We start from the raw sequence: 25,582 nt of genomic DNA, 5'->3' as shown, positions 1-25,582 counted from the left end.
CACTTGAGCAGAGCCCTGATCAGTCATTACCGCCGACTTGGCGACTCGCTGCCGCATGATCTCGGAATGTAGTACCTGTATGCCTTCGTCATCACCTCACCTCACGGATTTCCGGGACACAGAGGCGGGTAGGGGAGTCCCGCAAGGAGCTGTTCCCACAGGGTTCGTGCAGTGGCCCCGAGCAATCGGCAGTCGTCAGAAACAACCCGGACCGGATCAAGGACCCACTGGCGTGCGGTGGTGTCCTCTCCGCCGGAGACAAGGGCGTGCCCGTCTGGACTGAAAGCGACGCTGGATGCTGGCCCGGTGTGGCCAGTCAAGGCGGTGACTTGCTTGTGGCTGACCACATCCCACAACCGCACAAAGCCGTCATCCCCAGCCGAAGCAAGAGTTGTGCCGTCAGGACTGAACGCCACCGCGTGGACGTGTCCGGAGTGGCCGATCAACGCGGCGACTTGCTTGTGGCTGACCACATCCCACAACCGCACAAAGCCGTCATCCCCAGCCGAAGCAAGAGTTGTGCCGTCAGGACTGAACGCCACCGCGTGGACGTGTCCGGAGTGGCCGATCAACGCGGCGACTTGCTTGTGGCTGACCACATCCCACAACCGCACAAAGCCGTCATCCCCAGCCGAAGCAAGAGTTGTGCCGTTAGAACTGAACGCCACGCTCGTGACTGGGCCGGTGTGTTCGGCAGCCGCGACGATCTGCCGATGGGCGGCGACGTCCCACAGCCGCACGGTTGCGTCATCGCCGGCAGACGACAGCACGCGCCCGTCCGGACTGAACGCCACGCTCCTGATCGGGCCGACGTGGCCGATGAGTTCGGCGACTTGCGTATGCGTTGCGGTATCCCACAATCGCACGATGCCATCGTCGCCGCCAGTGGCCACGAGGTGATCGCCAGGGCTGAACGCGACAGTGGTGCCGGCGAGAGTCGCTTGTGGCGCGTGACTGAGGGCATCCCACAAGCGAACGACGCCATCCTGTTGGGCGGTCGCCAGGAAGCGGCCATCACGGCTGAACGTCACCTGCGTGACGGGCGCCGCCGGCGATGCAGTGATAATCGGGCCCTGCAATGCCCACAACATCACCGTGTGGTCGGCACCGCTGGTGGCGGCGACCGTACGACCGTCAGGACTGAACACCACGTCCAACGCTGGACCGGCAGTACCAGTCAAAACACCGAACTGCTTCCCGCTGGCGACGTCCCACAACCGCAGCGAGCCATCGCCGGTGGTGGTGGCGATGGTGTGCCCGTCCGGGCTGAACGCCACTGCCGTTATGGCGGCATTACCCGTCAAGACAGCAACCTGCGTGCGGCTGGCGACGTCCCACAACCGCACCGAGCCATCGCCGGTGGTGGTGGCGATGGTGTGCCCGTCCGGGCTGAACGCCACCCCGTAGAGAGAATGGTTATCGTTCTGCAGGGTGCCGACAAGCGACCGGCTACGCATGTCCCACAGCCGCACGACACGGTCATTGCTGGTCGTCGCCAGAGTTTGGCCGTCAGGGCTGAAGGTGAGGCTGTCGACCAAGGTGCCGCCGGTGTCGCCCGTGAAGGTCGCCATCGCGCGTTGATGAGCCACGTCCCACAGCGTGACCGTTGCGTGCTGGTTGTCGGTAGCGATCGTACGGCCGTCCGGGCTCAAGGCCATGAATCTGCCCGGCACAGTGCCGATCACGGTTCGGCTGTGCGGGTCCCACAGCCGAACCGTGTTGTCGAAGCTGGCGGTGGCGACGACGCGGTTGTCCGGGCTGAACGCCAGACCTGTGATGACGTTGGTGTGGCCGGTGAGGCGACCGATGAAGTAACGGCTTTGGCTGCTCAGCAGCGCGTCGCGCGCCTCCGGCGCGGTGGGATCTTCATAGTAGGCGCCCACAGCCAGCAGCATCGCCTCATCGGGACGCTCTGGGGCTGCCGCCGTGGACTGGAGGGCTAGCTTGCCGGCGAGGGCCGTCCGGCTCTCGTCCACCGCGCTCTGACGTTGGTAGATCGCCACTCCTGCTGCGGCCAGAGTGACCACCAATGCGGTAACCAATGCGGTGATCACCCTCCGCTGGCGGCGGACGACGTGTCGCGCGGCGCGGTCGCTAGCGCCAAGGAATTCGCGTTCGACAGCGTTGAGGCCAGCGGCATGTCCAGCCGCGCTGACCCAGGCTTGGGCAGCGGCTAGGCGCGCACCCCGGTAGAGCGACCCAGGATCACGATCGAGGGCGTCCCAGGACTGGGCTGCTTCCGTCAGCTGGCGATGGGTTCGCAGGCCATCACGGTTCTCGTCGAGCCACTGCCGCAAGCGCGGCCAACTCCGGATCAGCGCCTCGTGGGCGATCTGGACGCTGTCAGCGTCCACGGTGAGCAGCCGCGCCTGCGCAAGAGCCTCCAGGGTCACGGCCACCGTCTCGTCCACGGCCTCCGCAGCCGCGGTGCGATCCTCGGAGAGGAGGTGGTCGAGTTCGGCGCGGGGGCACCGGCGGCGGGTGTCCTGTGCGCCCTCGTTCAGTGAGACCAGCCTCAGCAGCACCGCGCGGGCTGTCCGCTGCTGCGCCAGACTCAACGACTGGTAAGTGTGTTCAGCAGTCCGGGAGAGCGCGCCAGCCACGCCCCCGGCCTCCTGGTAACCGGTCAAGGACAACGTGGTGCCGCGCCGGCGGCGCCAGGTCTCGACCAGGGCGTGCGACATCAGTGGTAGGGCACCCGCGTTGCCGAGCATCTCGCTGACGATGGTGGATACCAGCGCCGCCTCCACGACGAGGCCTGCCTGCGCTGCCGGCCGTGTAATTGCCGCGCGGAGTTCATCAGCCCGCATACTGCCGACCAGGACCTGTGCGTCCTCGAGAGCTTCCACGAGGTCAGGGTGCTGGGCACAGTGGGCATAGAAGTCGGCTCTGATCCCGAGGACCACCCGAGCGCGACTGGCGGTCGCCTGGGCGGCGGCCAGCAGCGCCGCGATGAACTGGCTCCGCTGTCTGGTGTCGCGGCATACAGTGAACAGCTCCTCGAACTGGTCCACAACCAGCAACATCTCGGCCTGGTCTGGTTTGTCGGCCAGCACCTGCCTGACGGCGAGGTGAAGATGCGTGGGGTCCGTTTCGAGGTCGGCCAGCACCGTGCCGGCGGGAATCCGCAGCCGTGCCGCGAACTGGGTGGCGCATTCCTGAAGCGGATGCTCTCCCGGGGTGAAGAGCACCGTCGAGCAGGGGTGTCCATCGGCGCCGTGTCCCGCAGTGACCGCCGGGATGAGTCCGGCGCGTAGAAGCGAGGATTTCCCGCTGCCCGAGGGGCCGAACACGGCGATGAACCGCTGACGGCGCAACCGGGCGGTCAGCTGGCCGACCAGGTGCTCGCGGCCGAAAAAGCGGTCCGCGTCCTCAGGTTGAAAACTAGCTAGTCCCACGTATGGCGCCCGAACCTCCCCATTGATGTCCGTCACCTCCGCGGGCGCCAGTTCGGCGGCGGCAGCCCGCCAGTACGCTTCCCATTCTGCTCGATCCCCGTCGCACGCGGCCACATAGGCAAGCGTGACGGCGAGGCTGGGCAGCTTCCGTCCACCGGCGGCATCCGACAACGTCGTAGCCGAGTAGTGGGCTCGACGCGCTAACTCCCGATATCCGGGACTACCGGCTTGCTCACGCAGTTTCCGCAGGCGGGCGGCGAACGACTGCACCACATCACGGTCGGGATCCAACGGACGTTCTGGCCTCGGCATGGCGCCCCTTCCCTTCACCCGGGCTCAATCCTTGACCATGATGGTCGCCGGCGGTACCCCTGTTGTCCGTGTTTGATTGTCCGGCAGGCCGCATCGACATTGGACAACTAGTTCACGATAAACCGGATGTGGCGGCAATCGGGACAGCGAGTGCCCCGGTTGCCGCCGCAACACCAGACAGCCAAGAGCGGCGCCGCCGGTCTTGCATTAAATGGAAGTCCAACCGTGTTGAATAAGTGAGCCATCAGGGAGAGAAACGATGCCTGATTCTGTCATGGTTCGGGCCCGTCGGAGAATCCGAAGGGCTATCCCACTGATAGTGGGGATCTTGGCGACCGTCGGCGTCGCCGGAATGGCACCTCTAGTGACCGCGTCGCCAGCCAATGCGGCGATCATCCCAGGCCGCTGCACATACACCAGCAGCGAACCAACGCTTTCATATGCCCCCAGCACGTACAAGGTTGCGGTGAAGCAACTCCAGTGCGAACTGAACTACTCGCTGCGTTACACGACCATCTCAGTAGACGGCTACTTCGGGAACGGCACCCGAAGTGCGGTCGAGACCTTCCAACAGTGCGATGGCATTACGGCTGATGGAATCGTGGGCCCGCAGACCTGGTCCGAGCTCGACTACTGGGCTGCCTCCTCCAGCTACCTCGACTGCTGACAGGAATCTGCCTACCTCGGGCCTCGGGACCTGGGTGGTCCCGAGGCCCGCCGGCAGCAAACAGCCGGCTCGACCGCGCTGCCAAGGAGGTCGGCCGTGTCCCCCGGCCAGATGTCCGAGCCGTGTACATGGCCGTGGTCGGCATCGGCGCCGGCACCGAGGTGTCAGCCATGGAGCCCGACCCGAATCCCTCAAATTCGGGACTGCTCACGGTCCGATACATCTGTCCGCGTGAACCGCGTAGGACTGCGGCCGCCGCTTGGCTAGCGTCGGATGCTGCGCGTGGCGTACGACGGGGGTCGAGGGCGATGACGGACGAAGACCGGCACAAAGCCGCCAACGACGACGAAAGCCGGCAGCAGCCGGCGACGACCATCAACACGGTGAACGCCAATGTGGTGACCACGGTCATGCAAGCCGGGGTGATCACTGGCGGCGTCCACAACGACCAGTTGGCCGCGCTCGACCGCGCCCTCGCCACTGTCGGCATCTGCCGCAGTACCTGGACGATCGGCGCCGCGAACGGGAAGGTGATCGAGGCCGCGAAGGCTACGTTGGCGAAGGCCAGCAGGGGGTTGCCCCTCAACTGGTGTGTGCAGACCCACCCACACAGAGCAACAACGTCACGCGTCAAGCCGAGCGCAGACCTCGCCACATGAGGCGCTCACTCGCCACCTGAAGCGCTCAGTCACAGTCAACCACATTTCTATCGCCCGGTGACGTCACGCGCCCGCGCCCCCAAGGACTACGTAGCTGCTGCCAGAGACCGACCACGCCGCAGTCGAACTGGGCATCTCCCGCCGCCCGGTCTACGTCGGTACCTGACCCGGCAGCCGTGAGTACGGGCGCAATCAGTTGACCAACCAGTCGAAAAACCTCACCGCCGCGGCCAGCGCGCCGGCCCCGACGAGCACGCCGTACGGGACCGGCGCGTCGGCGGACACGGTCAGCACCCCAGCGCCGATCCCGGTCAGCACACTGAGCAGGAACACGAGCGTGGTGCGCACCGGCAGCAGCGGGCTGCGGTCGTCCTGGTTTGCGGCCATGGTCAGATCTCCATCGTCTTCGGTCCGGGCCAGCCCCGGCAGTCGCCGTGGCTGTATGTCGAAAAGGCCAGGCCAGGTGACGCGAGACGCAGGAGACGAACCTCTCGGAAAAATCTTGAAGATCCGCGTTACCCGCCCGAACCGCGCCGACATACGAGGGGGTCGTGTGTGGTTCACGGCGGAGCCGGCAAGCGACGAAGGAGCGCGGGCCGACGGGAAGCACAGGCGAGCCCTGGGAACCTGGGGGAGTCCTACAGCGCGGCGGAGTCGGCGGGAGGCGGTGGGGTCATGTTCGGCGGCGAGCAGGTCGGTGGCCAGCCGCCGCTGGAGGCTGCCGCGACGGACCTACAACCGGACGACTCCATCACGGCGCCGGCCCTCGATGCAGCCCACGCTGCCCTGACCGACCTGCACACGAACGGGTTCGACGCCATCGAACGGGCCGAGGCCGAATGGGCCGCCGACCGGATCGCCCGCCTGCAGGCCGATCACGACCTCGTGGAGGAGCTGCGCGCGGACGGGTTCGACAGCAGGGGGTACGCGGTGTTCACCCAGACCTTGGCCGACTACGGCCTGCCGGTGATCCAGGCGTGGATCCGCCGCCGCGACATCTTCCGCCTCACCGCCAAGCGGGGACGGCCCGTGACGTGCTCCGACGAGCTGCGCGAGCGCCTGTCCCGCGACTTCGACGACCGCCAGGAGCTGGCCTCGATGGTCGTGGCCCGCGCGCTGGTCCACTTCCGCGACCTCGCCCTCGTGCGGGGCGGCTGGTCCCCGCAGGGCGGGGCCAGCCTGACCACCTTCTTCATTGGCGCCTGCATCCAGGTCTTCCCCAACGAATTCCGCTCCTGGGTGAAGCAGTACGACCGCGGCGCCGGCCTAGTCCACGCCGAGGACACCGACCTCGACCTGCGCCTGGACAACGACCCCGCCATCCAGGTGTGCCTCACCGAGACCTTCCAGGAGGCGCTGGCCTCGGCCACCACCTACTCCGAGCGGCTGGCGCACGTCCTGGCCGCCAAAGCCCTGCACGACGTCGACTACAGCGAGCTCGCCCGGCGGTGGAACACCACTGAGGACGCGCTCAAGCAACAGGTCTACCGCTGGCGCAAGCAGCAGAAAGGCGGGGCAGATGACTAACTCCGAGCCGCCCGAGCTGGAGCCCTTCACCGGCGTGTTGGCGCAGTTCATGCGGTTCTTCACGGTCACCGAGCAGCTGCAGGCGCAGAACCCGACACCGCAACGCGAGGAATTGCTGTGGCAGCTGCGTCCGCTGCATGACCATCTCGTGCAGGGCGTGCCGCTGGACATGGACAACCTCGACGCCGCGCAGCTGGACGTGCTGGCCATCATGGCGAAGATAAATACGGGCTCGTTGGGCACGCCGGCGGCTCGGGCACTGCGCGAACAGAGCAGCCCGACCGCAGTCGCCGACGTCCTGGCTCGCGCCGCGCAGATCGGGCAGGCAGCCCGATGCAAGTCCCTGGTGGCCGAGGCGGAGAAGGTGGCCACCGAGTCCACCGACTGGGCCGCCGCCCACGAGCGACTGCAGGAGATCCGCGACGAGCTGACCTCCCTCGAGGCCGGCGGCCGGGACTCCGCGCGGCTGTGGCGGCGCCTTGAACAGGCCGATAGGACGCTGGAGCAACGGCATGAGCACGTTATGGAAGCGGTGCAGCCCTCGACCCAGCTTCCCGGCCTGGGCGACAAGCTTGTCCATGCGCTGGACGACGTGGTCGATCTGGACGCCAGGCTCGGTCACATCATCGGCGCACCCGCGCCTGCGGCCACGCGCGCCGGCCATCCTGCAGCCGCCGGCGGTCTCAGCGGTTTCGCCAACGACTTCGCCGCGCGCCCACCCCACGAGCGGCTCGCCGCGCGCGCTTGGATCCAACTCCCCGCATTGCACGTCCTCCGATCCTCAGCGCATCTTGTAATCGTCGCCCTCGATCTGGCCGGTGCCCGCGCCCGCGAATTCACCTACGACCGCGTCTTCAACCGCGGCCTCTACCGCGCCCGCTACCGCGCCTCCAACTTCAACCGCGCCGTCGACGTCAACCTCGCCCGCGCACGGGACGTGAACCTCGTCCGCGCCCGCGACCTCGCCCGCGCCCTCACCCGCGCCCTCGACCTCGGCCTCGCCCTCGACCTCGCCCGCGACTGCGACTGCGACTACGACCTCAACCGCGGCCTCATCCTCGCCCTCGCCTTCGACCGCGCCCGCGTCCTCGACCTCGTCCGAGTCCTCGACCACACCGTCGACCACACCCGCGACCGCGACCGCATCCTCGCCCTCATCGCCGGCCGCGACCTCGGCCGCGACCTCGCCCGAGTCCTCACCAGTATCAGTCGCACTTCGCTTGGCCGAGAGGTGGTCGACGCCGTCGACCACCTCGATGAGGCCCTCACCAGCATGGCCGATGCCGACCTAACCAGGGTGAACCTTCGCAGGATCCCACTGGAGGGTGTGCGCTGGTCACACGCAACGCGCTGGCCACCGGGCTGGGAGGACCGGATCCGGCACGACTCCATCTTGATCGAACCTGGCCTCTACGAGATCCGGCCCGGCGGCCGCGCGGGCGCCAAGGCCGACTCTCCCGCCAACACACCCGCCTGACACACGATCAGCGCGGGCCAGTGGCCGCGCGACTGCTGTCCGCGATGGGCGTGTTCGCCGAGCACGAGCGCGCGCCCTGATCTGAGCGCGGTGCCTACACCGGCCGCAAGCCGGCGCTCACCGACGAGCAGGCCCACCAGCTGCGGGAGCGCGCCGCCGCCGGAGAGCGGAAATCGTTGCTGGCCAAGGAATTCGGCATCAGCCGCGAGACGGTGTACAGCTACCTGCGCACCGGCGGCACCGACAGATCTGCCGCGACGGTCACCGGTTGAGCTGTCGTGCAGATACTGCGGGACAACCCCTCGAACCGGACCAGGGTGAGGGGGCAGGGCACCGTGCTTCTGGGTTTCGTACCTAGGTGGCCCTGCCGTCCCTCTCACACAGCATGGCACGTGCTTCGCGTGCACGGCGATTCCGCTGTCAGAGTGCCGCCATGACCGAGACACGCATCCCCTCCTGGGGCGTTGGCCCGATGATCGGGTGGTACGCCCTGCGCATTCTGTGCCCGCTGCCGGTGTTCACCGTCATCGTCGCGGCCCTCGCCATCCAAGTCCCGCCCGCGGGCAATCCCCTGCTCGCCGTCCTCTACGTGCTGGTCGGTGTAGCGGTGGCCTTCCCAGTCACGCAGCCGATCATGCGGGATATTCGGATGGCTTCGTCGCCGGCGCGGCCGGCGCCTCCGACGCGGGCGCTCACGGACGGGACTGGCAGCTGAGGTGATCACGACCGCCGGCCAGCACGACCAGGATCAGGCGTCCGTGCTGGCTACGCGGGGCAGGACACTCGTATGCCCGACCTCACGGCCGGAGTGCCGTAATGCAGGGGACTGCGGTACAGCACGCTGTACCGCACTCCCCTGGAAGTGGCGGCGTGGGAGGACATCGCCGACCGGATCCGCCGCGGTGAGTCCTCGACCTGGCGGGACTCGGCGATCCCTGCTGCGGACCTGCCCACTCCTGAGGTTGGGCAGGACCCCGCGACGGATGCCCGGGAGGAGCGGATCCGGGCGCTGGAGCGGGAGAACCAAGAACTGCGCGTGCTGCTCGACTCGGCCGTCCGGGCGTTCCGGACCGTCGACGGTGACCTCGTGGTGGCACGGGAGCAGGTGGCAGCGGCCAACGCAGAGATGGACAAGTGGGTTCCGGCCATTGGCCACGACGCGGATGGCGTGAGGTACGACTTCCTCACCCGCCGGTCGAGGCCATTGAACTGGAGGGAGCAAGCCGGCTGAGCGTTGTGTTCGGGGACGTCCGAAGCTGGAAGTCCCCGAACAACCACAACGCTGCGCAGTCCCGCACATCAGGGTTCTGCGGTTTCAGCGTCAGCGGGCGTCTCGATACTGGTGTCCACTGAGGAGCGTCCGGGGTGGCCTCTACCTTGGCGGCCATGTCCGACGACGACACCGACGCGCTGCTGGCGTGATCCACCGGCGACCTCGGTGCCGGGCGGTGCATCGACGACGAGGCGCGCGGACGGCGACCCCGCTACGGCCCCTCCGCGAAACTCAACAGAGTCCGGTGCGGCGTGCGCAGCTCATCCCATTTCCATGGGGCGCCGTCCGGCCGTTCGCGGTACTCGGCGTAGGTCAGCACGAGATGCCGCTTGGCGCGGGATATCGCCACAAAGAACTCGGACATCACCGTGTCGGCATTGCGGTCCCAGAAGAGTTGGGTTTCGACCCCGAGCACCACGACCTTCTCGAACTCCAGGCCCTTGCACTTGTGGATGGTCAGGAAGCGCACGGCGTCGGCCTCCGAGAGCCGCCTGAGCGCGTGAGCGGGGTCGCCGTTGACGGTCAGTTCCCGGCTGTAGGCGTCAAGCGTCTTCACGATCAGGTCATCAAGCCGATTGCCCTGCTGGTATCCAGGCGACAGCGCGGTCAGCACGGGCCGTGACACCAGGTCCAGGAACTCATGGACGAGCGGCGTCCAGGCCGCCGGCTCGCCTGCGGCGAACGCGGAATCACGCACAGCAGCGCGGGTTGTGCGGAGCTTCTGCTTCACCTGGCTGTCGAACCGGGCCGCTTCCTGCTCGGAGGCACTGGACCGATGGACGATCCTCATCAGTTCGGCATAGGCGTCCGGTTGTCTGTCGTCGGCGACCACTCGCAGAAAGCTGAACACGAGCGCGGCAATCGGCTCTGCGGTGAGGTCCTGGCTCTCCTGCTCGTTACGGAACGCAATGCCGCGGGCGGTGAGCTCGCTGCCGAGCGCGGCGGCGACCAGATGCGGTTGCTGACGGACCAGGATCGCGATCTCACTGGGTGGCACCCCTTGCTCGAGCCAGTCTTCGATGCGGTCCGCGATCACCTCCGCCTCCTGGCTCGCGGTGTCGAACTTGAGCACCTCGATGGCACCGTCTTCACCGACCAGGTCCTCTGCGGGGCTGGCGGCCGCGGGGTCCATTCGAGCGATCATCCGGTTCTGCATGCGTCGCAGGCGCGGCGCCGAACGAAAATTCTGGTACAGCGGAAGCGGATCAGCGGAGAAGTCCGCTGCGAAGGTCTGCAGGACACCGTCCAGCGCGCCAGCGAAGGCCATGATCCGCTGCTTGGTGTCACCGACCGCCGTCAGCACGGCGGTGGACTGGCCGAACGCCGCCTTAACCAGTTGGTACTGGCTGTTGTTGCAGTCCTGGAACTCGTCGAGGAACACGTGGCTGTAGGTCTGGCGGATGCCTCCGCGAGCGTAGGCATTGGAGCCGACGATCTTCAGCGCCAGCGGGACCATGTCCTTGAACGTGATCTGTTTGCGCAGGATGCGGGTTTCCGTGTCGATACGGTAGTCGGGGTCGAGTGCGTTGGGCCCGACGAGCGCTGGCCGGAAGTTGTCGATCAGACGCTTGGCAAACGCATGGAAGGTAACACTGTCGAACCGAGCCGCGAGCTGTGATCCGCAGCGGCGACGCACACGCTCGCGCAGGTTGCGGGCGGCGTCGACCTTGAACGAGACCGCCAGGATCCGCCGCGGGTAGGGGCACTGCCCAGTGCGCAGCAGGAAGTCCGCCCTCTGGGCGAGCAACTCCGTCTTTCCGGCTCCCGGTCCGGCCGCGACCACCACGTTGGCATCGATCATCGTGACGGCCGTCAACGCGTTCGGTTCGAGGATCAGCCCGTCCGCAGGGCACCAGTCCTCGGGCGGGATCATTCCGGCAACCCGTCGAGCCGCACGCACACATGGTTGACCAGTCGCGCAAGCACAGTGGGCAGGTCGCGCAACAACTGCTGGTCGGTCAGCTTCGCGAGGGCGGCCAGATGCGCGGCGGGCTTGCTGCCAAGGTCGAACATGTGGTGGTAGTTGTCGAAGAGTCCGAGGACCGCGTCGCCGAGGCGGTCCTCGTTCACATGGCTCTTCCCCAGCACGGCGACCACTGTTTTCTCGTCCGGCTGCTTCGGGGTGACGTCGTAGGCGACCGGATACGCCGCCAGCATCATCAAGTCGAGGTCGACGGGATGGGAGAAGAAGACTCCGTGGTGTTCCAGCTGCTGGATCAGCCCGGGGCTGCCATCGGCACTGGGGGTGCCCAGCGCGGGAAAGTCCTGATCGTCGTTCCACTGGGGCAGCTGGCCGATCCGATCTTCCGAAAAGGTCTTCGGTCGAACCTTGTTGAGTTGCGTCATGGCATTGCGCACGCGCCCCCAACCACCGTGGTAGCGGCCGCTGTCGAGATCGAGCAAGGTGACGTGCGGGATCTGCAGCTCGTTGAGCAGACGCCAGAAGTGATTGACATGCCGACCACCGAGCGGCACCACCGACACCGAAGCGTCGTCCTCGGCGATGCCGGCGGCCGCCAGCACCCGCGGCAGGACCACCTGCTCGCTGTCGCCCTCACCGAGCACGACGAACCGGGAGAAGTACAGCTCGGGATAGGCCTCCACCGCCTCGCGCACGTACTTCGCCGCCGCCTCGTCGTCGGTGGGAAGCACGATGCGGCGAACGGTGGTCTCCCGGTCCGGACTCAGTCGCAGAAAGCGGATTGTGTGGGGGTCGACTCGACGCAGCAGGGTGGGCGCGTGGGTGGCGATCAGTGCCTGGACGTCACCGGCCGAACAGGCGGTGCGGACCTGGCGGATGATACGTCCGAGGTACTGCGGGGCCAGGCTGTTCTCGGGCTCCTCGACGGCGATCATCGTATGCACCGGCGGACGCATCCGATCCGGATCGAGCGATGTCTCCTCCCCCTTGAGCACCCGCCTGGCCAACGACTGCCAGGCAAGCACGAGCGAGATGTAGAGCAATGACTTCTGCCCGTCGCTGAGCCGATCGAACGACAGCGGCGCGGCATCGTGTGAAGGCAGGAACGTCACGGTCAACTGGCGAAGCACTGCGTCGAGATCACCGCGGCCGAAGGCGATCGACGGGTCCTTGAAGTAGGCGCCGCGATGCAGGCCTTGCCACTCCTTGGCCAATTCGACGCCGATGCCGGCCACCGCCTTGTTCGCGACCAACGTGGCGGTGATCTGGGTCGTGAGCTCGCCCAGCGTCTCGCGTTCGCTGGTCCAGTCGGCAGCGCGCAAGCTGCGTCCGATGAGCGAGGCCGCCGTGTAGGAGATGTGATCGACCGGGTCGCGGCGTGCGGGCAGATAGTGCACTTCAATATGCGCTCGGTCGTAGCGTGGCATGTCCGCACAGCGGGTCGGTGAACCGGCGGCGTCGAAATCCAGCACGTACTCGATCTTCTCGTCGATGACGCCGTCCGCAGCCAGCGATGCTGTCAGGCGCACGCGAATTCGCGGGATGCCGTCCGCCGTCTGGATCGCCATGTGAGCGAAGTTGGGCGGCACGGAAGCGTGTTGCCCGTCGACTCCCGCTTCCGGACAGTCCAGGTCGACCTCCAACCACAGGACCGGCTCGGCGGCATGCACGTCGCTCGCGAGTGCGCCGACCGGCACATGGAAGTCGTCGAGTCGAACCTGGCGCTGGGCAGTCAGGGGGCTGAACAGCCTCGTGAGCGCTTCGAGGACGGCGGTCTTTCCGGAGCCGTTGGGTCCGAGTACGTAGGTCAAAGCGTCAAGGTCGATCGCGGTCGGCCCCGGACCGAAGGACTGGAAGTTGCTCAGTCGCAACGTAGTGATCCTCATCGGGGCCTTACCGCCTTTCCAACCTACTGTGGTCACGGCCCAACCCTGTCCGGTCGCAATGCCCAGCCACCCGCGCCAACCGCCGGATCCCCTGTCGGCACTCCGGGCCATCGCCGCGGGTCCCTTCGCGCGATTCCGGCGGGACGACGCCGGCACCTGGACGTACCGCAGGAACCTCGCCCCGTTGGTCGCAGACCTGATCAGTTTCGTTAGCCATCCGGAACGAACGGCCGAAGTGAGTGAATCCGCGACCCGCGATTAGTCAAAGAAGGCAACGTGAGTCTTCCGAGGTCAGGAAGCCTTCCTGCCTCGCCGGCCACCCGCTCCGCCAGATGGTCGTGTGGTCCGCTGCAACTACTCACTGGAGCGCCACTCAGATACCCGCGGCAAGCCCGGCAGCAGTGCCGAGGGCGGTCAGGGAGTGGACGGCCGTCTCGTTGCGTGGCAATGGGTCCGGCATCACGGAGCACTGGGTGTAGTGGCTGGCGGTCGCCGGTGCGATACCGACCCAGCGCGCCAGGGTCAGCGTGGTGTGGTCGGTGGCGAGGGGGCTCGAGGACGGCGGCCGCCGCGTGACCGACAGGCCTGGTCAGCGAACCACTCGCAGAAGCGGGCCATCAACGTCAATGACGCCGTGGTCAACTCAGACAAGAGCCACCGGCCTGACCGGCCACCTGACCCCACTACCGATCAGGGCACTGACAGGTTAGCAATCTTTCGCGTTGTGTAGCTGACCCACCAGTTTGGGCGCGCCACAGAAGGACCGGCGGCCCTCGATGAGCATCGAAGCAATCGCTTGGGCTCTCAACGCCACGCCGCCAAGATCCCACCAAGCACCGCGACGCCTCCAGCCTCGCAATCGTGCTAATCGGCCTGGCCAACCGCGCCGACCCCGACGGCCGCAACGCCTTCCCCTCCGTCGCCACCCTCGTCGGCTGCACACGTTGGTCCGAGCGCTCGGTCCAGTAGGGATCGCTTGGTTGACCGGAACCGCTGATGCTGCCAGACGGGTGCGGGCCGGCAGGTGCACTACCTGCCGGCCGCACAGCCTGGACACCTTCCCGAGCTCCAACTTTGAGTTGAGACGAGCCGTGGGCGGAACACCCTAGCGGCGCCACGATCCATCACTGTTGGTTACAGCAGCATCTACTGAGCAGACGCGCCGATCGTCAGGTCGATGATCGGTCGGATCTCGTCGCCGCCCGCTGCTCGCACGACGCGTTCGACCTCCGTCAGCGGTAGTCCGGCCTCGCTCGCGAGTCGCCTGAGCACCTCATGCTGCGGACCGACCAGTTCGACTGCGCGCGGTAGCAGCACAGGAGCCTCAGGAGGACCCAGAGGGCCGGGTTCGGGCAGTCCCCAGCTAGCTAGTTGCCTCATCGCACGCTGATAGGTGTTGGTGTTGAAAGCCCCGAGGGTGTGCGCACGCATCACCAGTGCTTTGAGACTTACCCCCCATCGGCGTTTGAGCTGTTGCAGTGCGGGCCAGTCGAGTCGCCCGGGAAGGTGGTCGACGAGCTGTGAGGCGGGTGCGAGGAACTCCGCGGCGAAGATGTGGGCCTGCTGTTCAACTAGGCGTGAGCCGGGTTCGACGTCGTGGTGCATCAACAGGTGCCCCAGTTCGTGGGCCGCGTCGAACCTGGAGCGGGCTTTGTCCTGTTTGCCCGGGCTGAGGAGCACTAGGGGGCGATAGCCCTGCTGGTGACAGAAGGCGTCGACCTTGTGGCTAGCGTCCTCGAGACGGACCACGGCGACGCCGTGTGCTTCCAACAGCCGCACCATGTGCGGTACCGGGGCCTCTCCCAACCCCAGCAGGCGGCGCGCCTGCCGGGCGAGCTCTTCGATTCCGCCTCGGTCGAGTTCCTCCACCGGATCGCCAGGAATCTCTAGCTCAGGCAGTCGCACCGGCGGAAGGTCGACGTGCAGTTCAACTGCGGCAAACACAGCGAGTGTCAGTTCACCGAACGACAGCGCGCGTTCGCGTTCCAGGGCCGTGGTCGACCGCAGGCTGCGGAAGTGGGCGCCTGCTGCCGGCAGACTCGGCACCGGACTGCCCGCGCGGAAGAACTCGACCGGCACGTCGAGGACCTCGGCGAGTTTGGCCAGCACGGGCAGCGTCGGCTTGGTCTGGCCCTTCTCGTACTGGGTGATCGCCGAGGGGGTCACGCCCACCTGTTTGCCCAGGCGTGTGCGGGGCAGGCCGGCGAGCCGGCGGGCCAGGGCCAGCCGGTCTGGATCGAAGTCGAGTGCGACTCCTGCGGTGCGTCGGGCCGTGGCCCGACGCCGGGCTTCGCTGAGGTCGGTCAGCTTGCTCATGCTCCTTGCGGCTTGTGCCGCTGCTCCCGTTCGACGCGACGCGCGAGTTCCAATGATGGCTCGCCCAAGGTATCGAAGTCGGGTGCCGGTGGCGTCGGGCTCCCACTGGTGGTGGGCATACCGCCTCGGCCGCCGGGGTCGTCGTCGAGCAGAACCACGGCGAACCACGGCTCGGTGTCTAGGCGTGGGAAGCCGAGCCACGTGCGCGTGCTGCCATCGTCGAAGCCTTGCCACATCAGCAACAGGTGGCGCAACACGCGCGGGTCAGCCGGTTGCCCACCGAACGGTTCTGCGGCTGCGAACAGCGTGCCTGCCAGTGACACATACGCCTTGCTGTTGGCCTCCGCGCAGTTGCTGCGCACGTCGCTGTCCGACCAGTCCGCCGACCAGACGTTCCAGTTCCGCGAGCGCGACGCGACCTTGCCCGCGTGCAGCATCCGTCCTTGGTAGGTCACCTCTAGGGTTCGGGCGTCGCGGGCCTGCACACCGGGCACACCCGCGAGTTCCTGCACGGCGAGGTTGCAGATGTTGCGGCTGGACTGGATCCCTAGCGTGGTCGGGTCGTCGCCCAGGCGCGGCTCGTGGCGGTCCAGGTTGCGACGCCACACCGCGGGAACCAGCTCGCGCAGCACGCTCAGCACTGTGCCGGCAGTCCAGTCGGCCACGACCTCGTCGAGCAGGGCCTGAGCCGCAGCATCCTCCATCACCCGGCTAGTTATAGCAGATAGCGGTAGTTTGTGCGCAAAAATCAAGCGGAAAGCTTGCACGTTGCGCCGGAGGTGTAGCGGCGACAGGATCGCCGCGCCTTTGAGGACGACCACCACCGGTGTGGCCCCGCCAGGGGGAAACCGGTTGCGGGAGCGGCGTCGGCGGGCACGGTGGCTGCAGCCGCCCCAGCGCCGACGACGACGGCGGTGACGACCAGGCAAGCAACCAGGCTCGACACGATCGCTTCGGCAATGGCCAGAGTTTCCGCCGCGGCAGCGGCTTCTGCGGCGAGGGCGGCGTCACCAGCGGCCGCAGCGGCGTCGGAGCCGCCTAAGATGAAGATCGTGAGCAGCACGCCGGCAGCGGTGACCACACCCGCTCCCGCCCCAAGAGCGATCAGGGTGCCGCGGCAGGTATCGGTCGCGCCGGCGTAGTCGTTGCAGGCGTGCGCATCAGCCGACACGCGGCGGAGATGTTCTCCATTGGCGGCGCCGACTCCGATACGTCGGCCCCACCGTTGGGCTTCCCGGCGTAGATCGTGCCGGCGTACTTCGCGAACGCGTCGAGCGCCTCGCCCGAGCAGGGTTCCGTCCGTGTCGACTTAGAAGCCCCCAGGGCGTCCCATGCATATGTCTCCCCGGCGCAGTGGCTGCCGTCGAGACTAGCGATACCGACGTCAACTGCTCAACGCCGCACGCTACCGTGCAGTGCTCACCGTTCGGTTCACGTCCACCCCCCGGTAAGATGGACCAGTATTTCCATCGCAACACAAACAGGTGGAACAATTCGCTTTGGCCGGATGCGATAATGGGGGTACTTAGCACCAGATCTCTCGATACACACACAAGGAGACGTAAGCATGCCGCACCCTAAACGAACGAACCAGTTCTCACGCCTCAGGGCCGAGCATGCAGCGAAAGAAGAGCAGCGACGCCGCAGAGAAAAACGCCAAGCGGAGGCCGCCAGCGTGGCCCAGGCAGCCCTCAACGCAAAGCTTCAGGACAGGTGCGAGGCAAGCGGGATCGACGTCATCGTTCGAGAAAACGGTCGTCGAGCACTCGGACACCAACAGCGTTACATTCGACTGCCGAATGGCCCCGATGTAATCGAGATCCCCGCGAACTGGACCACCACGGCCGAGCTACGGCGGGTCGTCCAGGCAGTATCCTCGGGTCTTCATTGGCTTGGCGAGCACTCGGCGTACGTAGTGCTCGAACAAGGATACATCGAGGCGGCAGTCCGAGCTGTTCGCCCAGCCGAAGACCTACCTGCCCATATCGCGCGATACGCTTACCGCATCGATCCGGGGACGTTCCCAGCCGAGCACCCCACATCCCCGCCGGAGAACACACTCAGGCGGCTACGCAGGGCATCATCGCAGGGTCGTATCATGGCCGAGAACGAGAAGTTCGGCGTCTCAGCCGAGATCTCACGGCCAAGCACTCTCGCTGACGCTTTCAGATTGAGAATGTATCCACTAGAGCCATCACGCTCATCTTGGGGCCCATCCGGGCAGCTTGCGACACTAAAAGTTCAAAAGCCTTCCGGCTTAAAAGATCGAGCAGAAGCGTACGACCTACTGCTCACGGTCAGCAAGTTTTTCTCATTCGAGTTGGACGTTCGCTACGGGCACGGATTCGACCTGTGCGAACGCCCCGGATGGCCACCACACGAGGACGAGCCTGCGCAGTCGCCCAAGGAAAAATTCGAACCCCTGAACCAACCGCTCGCGCTCACGTTCAATAACTACTCCAAAGGTGGCCTGAGCTACTACTGGCACGGCCGGCGCGCCGAGTCGGTTCCGACGATGGAGTACCTCAGCTACTACCAGGTGCTGGAGTACCACTTCGCCCAGTACGCGCTAGCCGCCACAGTCGAATTCACCCGGCAGCGACTGAAGGATCCACGGTTCGACGCGACAGGTAGCGAGTCACTTGCAAGTTTCGTGAACGCCATCAGCAAGCAGGTGAAGTCGAACAGTGCGGAGTTGACGATGCTACAAGTCACGCTGAGCAGCAGCGTCGACCCGTCCATGCTGGTCGAGTTCATCGAATCTGACGAGAATCTAATGAGACACCTGCGAAATAAGAACGCACTGCCCGGCGTCCCAGTCGTGCCGACCAACCAGCCGGACAAGCTGGACAGCATTGTCGAGAAGTTCGCCGACCGCATCTACAAGGTCAGGTGTCAGCTCGTCCACGCGAAGGGCGAGAACCGCCAAGAGGGGGCCTACATCATGATTCCGGGTTCCGCCGAGATGCGGCATCTGGAGCAGGAGATCAAGCTTGTCCGGTTCGCCGCGCAGTCCGTGCTTATACACAGCTCGACAACGGGATCACCCTGAAGCCCTCACCGCCGACTAGTCCCAATGCCAATTGGTCAGGGTCATGGACCGGTTGTCAGCCCGGCCAGGATGGTGATCCTGGTCGGGTACCTGGTGCGTCCCGAGGACAGCATCCGGCCCCGGTACCGGTCTGGACGATCGACCAGCAGGACAACTTGGTCGACGGTTGCATCGAGCACATGTTCTCGCCAAGGCGGCGCCGACGAGCGCCAGCGCGACAAATTCCTTCCAGCGGGTGGTCTACCAGCGGCGGGCGTAACGGGCGGTGAGGTCTTAAGGGGAGACGGTCGCACGCGACGAGGGCGGCAGCCCGGCGTCCTCATCGGTGCGCCAGCGCAAGCGGCCCGCCATGGCGGGGAGCCACACAACCCCACGGTGATCAGCAGCTACACGGCACCCACGCGCCGGGCTCGCGGCCAGTCCGCCTGGTTGCTGGGCGCCACCGAGGATTTCAGTAGACAGGGCCCGTGACCTGGGCATTGACATCATCCAGGCACTCTCCGTCCCGCCGTGCGTGCTGGCGAAGACTTCAGTACGGCAGCAGTCAGAGACCCGAGCGTGCCGGCGGCCAGCACTAGCATCTGACTCAGTAGGGACCACCACGAGCACAGCAGAGGACCACGAGTGAATGTTCAGATCAACGTCGACATTCCGCCAGAGATTGAGGCGGGTATAAACACCGGCGACCTGATCCGTGACTGCGGCGTGGTGCGTGACACCGCGGGACGCATCGTGGCCCTCCTCAAGGAGACCTCCGCTCTCAAGCCGGACGAGGATGCGGTTGGAGCGGCAGCCCGGATGCTCAAGAAGCCAGTCATCGCGGGGCTCGCCACGCTGGCGGCCGTCGGGACGGCCGCTGCGGCCGTCGCGATCGTCCGCCAGCGGAAGCGGGCGCTCCCGGAATGCGTCAAGAACTACAGCGACTCACTTCGCGCCTACCTCGAGGCTGTCCGCAACCAGAGCCTCGATGCCGAGATCATCGACCGTCTCATCGCCGATCTTGATGCGGTTAAGGCGTACTCCGAGGACGGCAACATCACGGTCGACTTCTCCACGGAGCAGTCCGAGACCCTGGTCCACGTTGTCATCGCCTACACGCGGCAGCTGGCCCAGGCGAACTCGATCGATCTGGATGAGTCGCCGGAATCGACCCCGACTTCGGCGGACGCTCCCGTCATGGACCTGCGTCGCTACCTTGAGGTCCAGCGGAGGATCTTCAACGACGCAGCCTGACCGACTCAGCCCCAGGCCGGCTAGAGCAGACTAGAACTGGATCACCTGGCGTGCACAGGAGTTCGGACATCCGTGCACACGACTTCGGACATCGACAGTTCGAGCACGCCGGCTATGCGCCCACGCCGGCACTGGTCAGCCAGATCTTGGACCAGAGCACGCCACCCTACGGGCGACGTTGACGCCGGGTGCTGACCGACGGCGATCCGGCTCAGAGGTCCTCGAGGCAGTTGGCGCAGAGCATGGACTTGTCGCGCGGCATGCCCCCGTCGTCGGGGTCGTTGACGGCGGGGGTGTCGAGAGCGACGTCGCAGCGTGGGCACCGGTCGTTGAACTCGCATCCGCAGTAGAAGCACTGGGCTGCGAGGTTTGGGCCGAGCTCGCCGGTGGCGGGGTCAAACCACACCAGCATGTCCGCGCCGCACTCCGGGCAGTGCTCGGTGGGCGGATCCCCACCGTTCGTCATCGCCTCGTAGCCGCCGGACAAGCCCAGCCGGGAACCGGTGAAGTCGTCGACGTAGTCCGCGCGCGAGTCCCAGTGCGCGGTGCAGAAGACGCACCGGGGCTGGTCATCCTCCGGACCGTGTGACCGGTCGACCGGGTCGTTTTCCAGCAGCACGGCCAGCTGGCCGCAGTCTGGACACCATGCTGTCCACGCCTGCTCAAGGTCAGGGCGAAGGCGCTGCATGCGCTGGTCGACCAGGGCGGTGATAGTGCCGAGGGCACTGCGGATGCCGGGCATGGCGTCGGCGAGGGCCTGCTTGTCCGCCTCGGTCAGGTGGATGTCAGGCGTGATGTGCGTGTCGATGAAGTCCAGGATGAACTCGAGCACCTTCACGGCCTGGGCCTCGATTGCTTTGTCGGTGTCGGTCAGGCCGTAATGCTGGAGCTGGTTGCGGAACTTGTCCAGTGCGTTGGCCGCCTTCTTCTGGCCTTTGGTGACCGTGATGCCGACGGGGTCCTGCAGCCGTTTGAGTGCCTTGCCGATGCCGATGCTGCGGAACTTGCCGGCCTTGTAGCGCTTGTAGGTCACGGCCGGCTCACCGTCCTTGCTGTCTTCGAGGATGAGGCGCCAGTCCACGCAGATCAGCCGGTACTTGAGCAGCACCTCGACGCCGGCGTGCAGGTGCAGTACGGCGTACTTCAGGTCCCGTGCGCTGGGGGTCTCGGTGAGCCGGCCGACGGCGTCGGCCAGGTAGTCCAGGCCGTTTGCCAACGGCGGGAAGTCGACGCTGCGCTCAGTCGGCGTGCTGACCACGCTCAGGGTGTCGCCCTCGCGCCGGTCCGTAAAGATTGGCCGGTCCGGTTGGGTGCGTTCCACCGACTCTCCGTTCGCCCCGTCGTAACGGCCCGTCGTCCACCAGCGGATCGACATGCCGCGGTCAGTGTCCACCCAAGCCGGGCAGGCCACCAGTAACGGTGTGCACGCTGCCGCCGCAATCGCGCTCGACGGCGCCGATGCCCCGATACTCGATGGCTTCACCGACTGCAACGTTTGCTGATCGGCTGGGCGCAGGTCTGCCGGTCCAAGGTCCGCGAGGAAGAGGCGATCCGCCGCCTCGCCGTCTACTCCCACTCCCCGCCCGACCTGCGCTGTAACGCCATCGTCACCAACCTCGACACGTTTCACGACGCCTTCGGCGTACGCGAGGGGGACGCGCTTTACCGGCGCGCCCGGCGTCACCGCGTCGCCGGCGATCGCCTTGTGGCCGGTGTCGACGCCCCCGGTCACCCCACGGCTTGACCAGCCGGCCGCCGACCTCGACCTGCACCGAGGGCTCGACGTGGTCGGCCTCCCAGGTGGCGTTGCGCCAGGTCGGCGGGTGCGTTCCGCGGCGTGCACGTACTCAGCCTGCGCGGTCGAGGTCAGCCACACCAGGTGTTCATCGACGAGGTCGACCAACAGGAACGACACGTCGAAGGCCCCCACCCGCTTCGCCAGGTCGCACGACAACCCAACCGACTCCACGGGCGGTGCGCTCTCGGCCGCCGCCAGCACCTCACCCGGCTCCAACACCCCAGCAATGCTGCGCGCACCGACGGATATGTCGCGGTACCCGCGCGTGCGGCAGACAGCACCGAGCAGTTGGCGCCAACCCCACCGAGCTGACGCTGCATTGCGCACCGTCACTCCGGTACTCATCGACAACGCCGCCAGCCAGCCGGTCTTAGCCGGGCAACCAGCCGAAACGCCTGCTCAACGCGCGTTTCCCGCGCCGCCGCCTCCTACGCCTGCAAGCTCCCGACAGCACCATGCTCGGCGTGTTGTCGCTGCGCCACCACCGCCCACGGCCGAGCGGCGCCGCCTCGCCCACCTGCTGGCCCGCGGCGCCTCCCACGCCCAGGCAGACCTTCGGTGCGACCAATTACCTGCGATCGCACCAGCGGGTTGGACGGGCCACCAGAGAAATGCCCCCGCCCTGTTTGGGCGGGGGCTGACAAGCGATGAACGTGGGCCGCCAGGGGCTCGAACCCTGGACCCGAAGATTAAAAGTCTCCTGCTCTACCGACTGAGCTAACGGCCCGCACACAGCATACCGGGTGATCACCCAACGGACAGTCTGCGGCCGCGGGGATCGACGCCGCCATCCCTGCACGTCGCTCGCGGCCCGCCAGCTAACCTGCCGAGCGCGAGCTCGGAATATCGATGTCCACAGCAAGCTCCTGGATGACGAGGGGCACCCCGTGAGCCGCGAGCTCGTCACCAAGCTGGTGACGACCGTCCTAGCGCACACCGCTGCGCCCACGCTGGCGGCCGCGAATGCAGTTCCATAGCAAAACCATCGCAGAAGGCGGCAGAAGATGATCTCCATACCTTGATTTGCGCTGGTCACAAGCTTGATCAACTAGAAGTCCCAAGTGATGACCCACGGGCTTTTAATCCGTAGGTTCTGGGTTCGAGCCCCAGGCGGCCCACCACCGACCTGCATGTTTCCAGCAGTTCAAGATCATCTTGGCGGAGATGGTCTTGAACTGTGATCGGCGTGTGATCTGCTGCGCAGCACCGGTGCCGCCCGGACAGTGACGCTTGGTGCGCCCCAGGAGCCGCGCGGCGAACGCTGCACCTTGAGCACGCGTGACAGGCCGTCCAGGTCGGCGTAGTGCCCGCACATCATGGCGCGACGTCTTGGACCACTGAGGACTGAAGTCCGGTCGGGCTCTCGGCAGTCGCCAAGTGTCGTCTGCCGTGTTCACGGGATCAGTTGAGTCCCGTTTCCACCACGAGCATGGATTCCGTCTTCCTACAACGCATGACCCACCCCGATGGCACGCAAACCGCTGCCGTCTATGGCGAACACCGCCTGCCGGACATCGTGGTCGAGCCGGACGGCGCGGATTGGCGCCGCATGTTCGCCACCGTAGGCAACACGACCGTGTTCACCGGCCCGCCCTCGCCATGGGGTTCCCAGGCGGCGGAATCCAGTACCTTTCCCCGCACCCCGTTGAGGACTTGGTCCTCGCCGGCTACTTGAAGGAGATCTGGTGGTCGTCTTGATGGACACGGTGGGAGGCTTCCTCGACCTCCTCGGCATACCGGCCGACAAGTACGCCATCGGCGGCGAGACACACGAACGTTGGTGCCTGACCGCCGAGGACGACGGCACCTGGCACGTGTTCTGGAGCGAACGCGGCAGCAGGTTCGACGAGGTGCCCTTCGCCAGAGAGGAAGATGCCTGCATCCACCTGATCGGACGGTTCGCCGTCCAGCAGCTGACGCAAGGGCTCCTACAAGCGAGGCAAAACTAGACCTGCGCGTCGGGCTGGTTCGATGACCGCCTCCCGGCGCCCAATGGAACAGCTGGACGTAGGACAGGGCGACGGCATGCTCCACCGGTCGACCTTCTGGGCCAACGACCCAACACGCGGCACCCCCTGCACCTCGACGGCTCCACAGGCTACGTCGCCACCGCCGGACCCGCGTTGAACCAACCGCCAGCTACAGCGGCTCCGCTTGGGTCCGCCAACACCAACACCAGCAACGACGCGGACAACATCAGCCAAGACGGCAGGCACGGCCGAATCCACCGCGTCCGTCACCGGCCGGTCTGAGCTTGTTCCGAATTTGGTTCATCCGCTGGTGACCGCCTCTGGGCCCCGGCATGGTGTGCCGACCGCAGTGGTCTGCACGAGGGGAAAGCAAGTGCGCGGAAAAATCCTTGCCATGGCGCTCACGGCGGTGGCGCTGGTGGCCCCGTTACCGGCCGCGTCGGCCGCGGCCGTGCCGGCGAGATACGTCAACCAGCAGATCGACTGGAAGCCCTGCTTCGACCCCGACAACCTCCCGCCCGGCCTGCCGGCCGGTGGCGAGCGACTGCTGTGCGGTTCATTCGTGGCACCGATGGACTGGCATCACCTGGACGCCCACCCGGACATCACCATCGCCGTGAGCAAGCTGCCCGCGACGGGCACCGCACGCGGCAGCGTGCTGCTCAACCCCGGCGGTCCCGGCGGGGCCGGCCGGACGCTGCCGCTGAGCTTTCTGAGCCGGACCAAGCTGACCGCGGCCGAGGACCTGATCGGCTTCGACGTCCGGGGCACCGGCGACAGCACCAACCTCACCTGCGACGGCGGCCATGACATCGGGCCCGCATTGGATTATCGGGACCGCAGCCCCGACAACCTCAGTCTGATCCTCGACACGGTGCAACTGGCGGCGCAGCACTGCCAGCAGTTCTCCGGCGTGTTCGGCACGCTGGTCAACACCGAGCAAACCGTCCGGGACCTGGACCTGCTGCGCGCGCTGCTCGGCCGGGACAAAATCAGCTGGATCGGCTACTCCGCCGGCACCTGGCTCGGCGCCTACTACGCCACGTACTTCCCGAACCGCGCGGACAAGTTCGTGCTCGACTCGAACACCGAATTCACCACGTCCTGGCAGCAGTCCATCAAATGGCAGCCGCTGGGCTTGCAGCGCCGGTTCGAGCAGGACTTCCTGCCCTGGGTGGCGAAGTACGACTCCGTCTACCACCTGGGCACCACCGCCGCAGCGGTCGAGACCACCTACGAGCGGCTGCGCGCCGCCCTGGCCGCCAGTCCGTTGAACATCAACGGAAGCATCTTCTACGGGGTCTCGCTGGACCGCACCGTGGCATGGGCCATGCCCTCGTCCAGCAGGTTCGCGCCGCTCGCCCAGGACTTCGCGTTCCTGGTCGGGGCGGTGTCCGGCGCGATGTCGCCGCACACCTCGATGCCCGCGCAGCTCTCGGCCGACGCGGACCCGGCCACCAACGCGGCGATCACCTGCAACGACACGCCGTGGTTCGGCGGCCGCCAGTGGTTGGTCCGGGCGTCCGGCGAGCTGGGCCGGAAGTACCCCGTGGCCGGCTATGGGGAAATCGAGCAGCTGTGCGCGTTGTGGAATCGGCCGGCACTAACCATGCCGACGCCGAACGGCCGCGGCGTGCCTCCGATTCTCATGGTGCAGGACACGCACGACCCGGCCACACCGTACGAGGGAGCCCTACGGGCGCACCGGGCGTTCGCCGGGTCCCGGCTGCTCACCGTGCAGGGGCAGGGCGACCATGCCGTGTACGCACAGACCGGCAACACCTGCGTGGACGACATCGTCGAGTCGTACCTGGTCGACGGCAAGGTGCCCGCCGGCGACCTGACCTGCCCCGGCGTGCCGCTGCCCGGCCCCGGCATGGTCGCACCCAGCGGCACGGCGAAGCTCGACGCCGATCGGGCCACCGCCGGGTCGTTAGCGAACTAGCCTCGGCTCTGAGGCTTGTGCACCGAGCACGGCCGGCCCGCGCCGGGCAGCGACACGTCGAGGGCTACCGGTCCCCTCTCCCGCCGGGACGGACGCGAGCCGGGCAAGCCCGATCCGATCGACGCCTTGGCGGTCGCGCTCGCGGCCC

The 25,582-nt window shown here is 66.6% G+C and carries 19 protein-coding genes, 1 tRNA gene and 1 pseudogene; 12 read left to right on the top strand and 9 right to left on the bottom strand.

Going from position 1 to position 25,582, the window contains the following annotated elements; all coding sequences use genetic code 11:
* Positions 1-101: 101 nt before the first annotated feature.
* Positions 102-3,668: an nSTAND1 domain-containing NTPase gene (locus BCF44_RS01080; RefSeq protein WP_170217283.1), complete on the bottom strand. Its 3,567-nt coding sequence runs from the start codon at positions 3,666-3,668 to the stop codon at positions 102-104.
* 370 nt (positions 3,669-4,038) lie between these two features.
* On the opposite strand from BCF44_RS01080, the gene BCF44_RS01075 reads away from it, so the two are divergent.
* Together BCF44_RS01075 and BCF44_RS01070 are read left to right on the top strand one after the other, a co-directional pair.
* On the top strand, positions 4,039-4,377 hold the full coding sequence (locus BCF44_RS01075; protein WP_170217282.1) for a peptidoglycan-binding domain-containing protein: 339 nt from the start codon (positions 4,039-4,041) through the stop codon (positions 4,375-4,377).
* A 308-nt stretch (positions 4,378-4,685) separates the two neighbouring features.
* Positions 4,686-5,036, top strand: a complete 351-nt coding sequence (locus BCF44_RS01070) for a hypothetical protein (protein WP_116172170.1) — start codon at positions 4,686-4,688, stop codon at positions 5,034-5,036.
* Between the two features lie 192 nt (positions 5,037-5,228).
* Here BCF44_RS01070 and BCF44_RS01065 read toward each other — a convergent pair whose 3' ends face one another.
* Entirely contained in the window at positions 5,229-5,423 is a 195-nt protein-coding gene (locus BCF44_RS01065; RefSeq protein ID WP_116172169.1) for a hypothetical protein, read from the bottom strand.
* A gap of 288 nt (positions 5,424-5,711) precedes the next feature.
* Here BCF44_RS01065 and BCF44_RS01060 point away from each other — a divergent pair, with 288 nt between their 5' ends.
* From BCF44_RS01060 to BCF44_RS01035, 5 genes and pseudogenes are all read left to right on the top strand, one after another.
* Positions 5,712-6,563 (top strand): sigma-70 RNA polymerase sigma factor region 4 domain-containing protein, encoded by an 852-nt coding sequence (locus BCF44_RS01060; protein WP_116172168.1) that lies wholly within the window; start codon positions 5,712-5,714, stop codon positions 6,561-6,563.
* Positions 6,564-6,597: 34 nt separating this feature from the next.
* Positions 6,598-8,040, top strand: a complete 1,443-nt coding sequence (locus tag BCF44_RS55200; RefSeq protein ID WP_170217281.1) for a DUF349 domain-containing protein — start codon at positions 6,598-6,600, stop codon at positions 8,038-8,040.
* Between the two features lie 113 nt (positions 8,041-8,153).
* Positions 8,154-8,312, top strand: a pseudogene (locus tag BCF44_RS59105) (helix-turn-helix domain-containing protein); the annotation flags it as partial.
* Between the two features lie 161 nt (positions 8,313-8,473).
* Positions 8,474-8,755 (top strand): hypothetical protein, encoded by a 282-nt coding sequence (locus tag BCF44_RS01040; RefSeq protein ID WP_116172166.1) that lies wholly within the window; start codon positions 8,474-8,476, stop codon positions 8,753-8,755.
* Between the two features lie 147 nt (positions 8,756-8,902).
* Positions 8,903-9,271: a hypothetical protein gene (locus BCF44_RS01035; protein ID WP_116172165.1), complete on the top strand. Its 369-nt coding sequence runs from the start codon at positions 8,903-8,905 to the stop codon at positions 9,269-9,271.
* A 253-nt stretch (positions 9,272-9,524) separates the two neighbouring features.
* Here the strand turns inward: BCF44_RS01035 and BCF44_RS01030 are convergent, their stop codons facing one another.
* From BCF44_RS01030 to BCF44_RS54635, 5 genes are all read right to left on the bottom strand, one after another.
* Entirely contained in the window at positions 9,525-11,186 is a 1,662-nt protein-coding gene (locus BCF44_RS01030; protein WP_116172164.1) for a UvrD-helicase domain-containing protein, read from the bottom strand.
* Positions 11,183-13,105: an AAA family ATPase gene (locus tag BCF44_RS01025; protein WP_211352838.1), complete on the bottom strand. Its 1,923-nt coding sequence runs from the start codon at positions 13,103-13,105 to the stop codon at positions 11,183-11,185. The genes BCF44_RS01030 and BCF44_RS01025 overlap by 4 nt, the downstream gene beginning before the upstream one ends.
* Positions 13,106-14,266: 1,161 nt before the next feature.
* A complete protein-coding gene (locus BCF44_RS01015) occupies positions 14,267-15,436 on the bottom strand; it encodes an ImmA/IrrE family metallo-endopeptidase (RefSeq protein ID WP_116172162.1) in 1,170 nt (389 codons plus the stop codon).
* Positions 15,433-16,260: a hypothetical protein gene (locus BCF44_RS01010; protein ID WP_147328350.1), complete on the bottom strand. Its 828-nt coding sequence runs from the start codon at positions 16,258-16,260 to the stop codon at positions 15,433-15,435. Before BCF44_RS01010 ends, BCF44_RS01015 begins: the two co-directional genes overlap by 4 nt.
* On the bottom strand, positions 16,185-16,607 hold the full coding sequence (locus BCF44_RS54635) for a hypothetical protein (protein WP_147328349.1): 423 nt from the start codon (positions 16,605-16,607) through the stop codon (positions 16,185-16,187). The genes BCF44_RS01010 and BCF44_RS54635 overlap by 76 nt, the downstream gene beginning before the upstream one ends.
* Before the next feature lie 927 nt (positions 16,608-17,534).
* On the opposite strand from BCF44_RS54635, the gene BCF44_RS54630 reads away from it, so the two are divergent.
* A complete protein-coding gene (locus BCF44_RS54630; protein WP_147328348.1) occupies positions 17,535-18,488 on the top strand; it encodes a hypothetical protein in 954 nt (317 codons plus the stop codon).
* 624 nt (positions 18,489-19,112) lie between these two features.
* Complete coding sequence (locus tag BCF44_RS00990; protein WP_116172157.1) at positions 19,113-19,721, top strand: hypothetical protein; 609 nt, start codon at positions 19,113-19,115, stop codon at positions 19,719-19,721.
* A 211-nt stretch (positions 19,722-19,932) separates the two neighbouring features.
* Here the strand turns inward: BCF44_RS00990 and BCF44_RS00985 are convergent, their stop codons facing one another.
* Both BCF44_RS00985 and BCF44_RS00970 read right to left on the bottom strand, forming a co-directional pair.
* Positions 19,933-21,738, bottom strand: a complete 1,806-nt coding sequence (locus BCF44_RS00985) for a hypothetical protein (protein ID WP_425460062.1) — start codon at positions 21,736-21,738, stop codon at positions 19,933-19,935.
* A 435-nt stretch (positions 21,739-22,173) separates the two neighbouring features.
* Positions 22,174-22,246, bottom strand: a tRNA-Lys gene (locus BCF44_RS00970).
* A gap of 702 nt (positions 22,247-22,948) precedes the next feature.
* On the opposite strand from BCF44_RS00970, the gene BCF44_RS54625 reads away from it, so the two are divergent.
* The 3 genes from BCF44_RS54625 to BCF44_RS00960 all read left to right on the top strand — a co-directional run bounded on the left by BCF44_RS54625 (position 22,949) and on the right by BCF44_RS00960 (position 25,434).
* Positions 22,949-23,194, top strand: a complete 246-nt coding sequence (locus tag BCF44_RS54625; RefSeq protein ID WP_147328346.1) for a hypothetical protein — start codon at positions 22,949-22,951, stop codon at positions 23,192-23,194.
* A gap of 10 nt (positions 23,195-23,204) precedes the next feature.
* The gene (locus tag BCF44_RS00965) at positions 23,205-23,468 is read left to right on the top strand and encodes a hypothetical protein (protein ID WP_116172155.1); all 264 of its coding nucleotides are present in this window, start codon (positions 23,205-23,207) and stop codon (positions 23,466-23,468) included.
* 415 nt (positions 23,469-23,883) lie between these two features.
* Positions 23,884-25,434 (top strand): alpha/beta hydrolase, encoded by a 1,551-nt coding sequence (locus tag BCF44_RS00960; protein WP_246014760.1) that lies wholly within the window; start codon positions 23,884-23,886, stop codon positions 25,432-25,434.
* Positions 25,435-25,582 lie beyond the last annotated feature (148 nt).

The sequence above is a fragment of the Kutzneria buriramensis genome, from assembly GCF_003387475.1.
GTDB classification, from domain to species: Bacteria; Actinomycetota; Actinomycetes; order Mycobacteriales; family Pseudonocardiaceae; genus Kutzneria; species Kutzneria buriramensis.
Note: the sequence above shows the minus strand (reverse complement) of the source record. Positions and strands in the feature narration are given on the sequence as shown.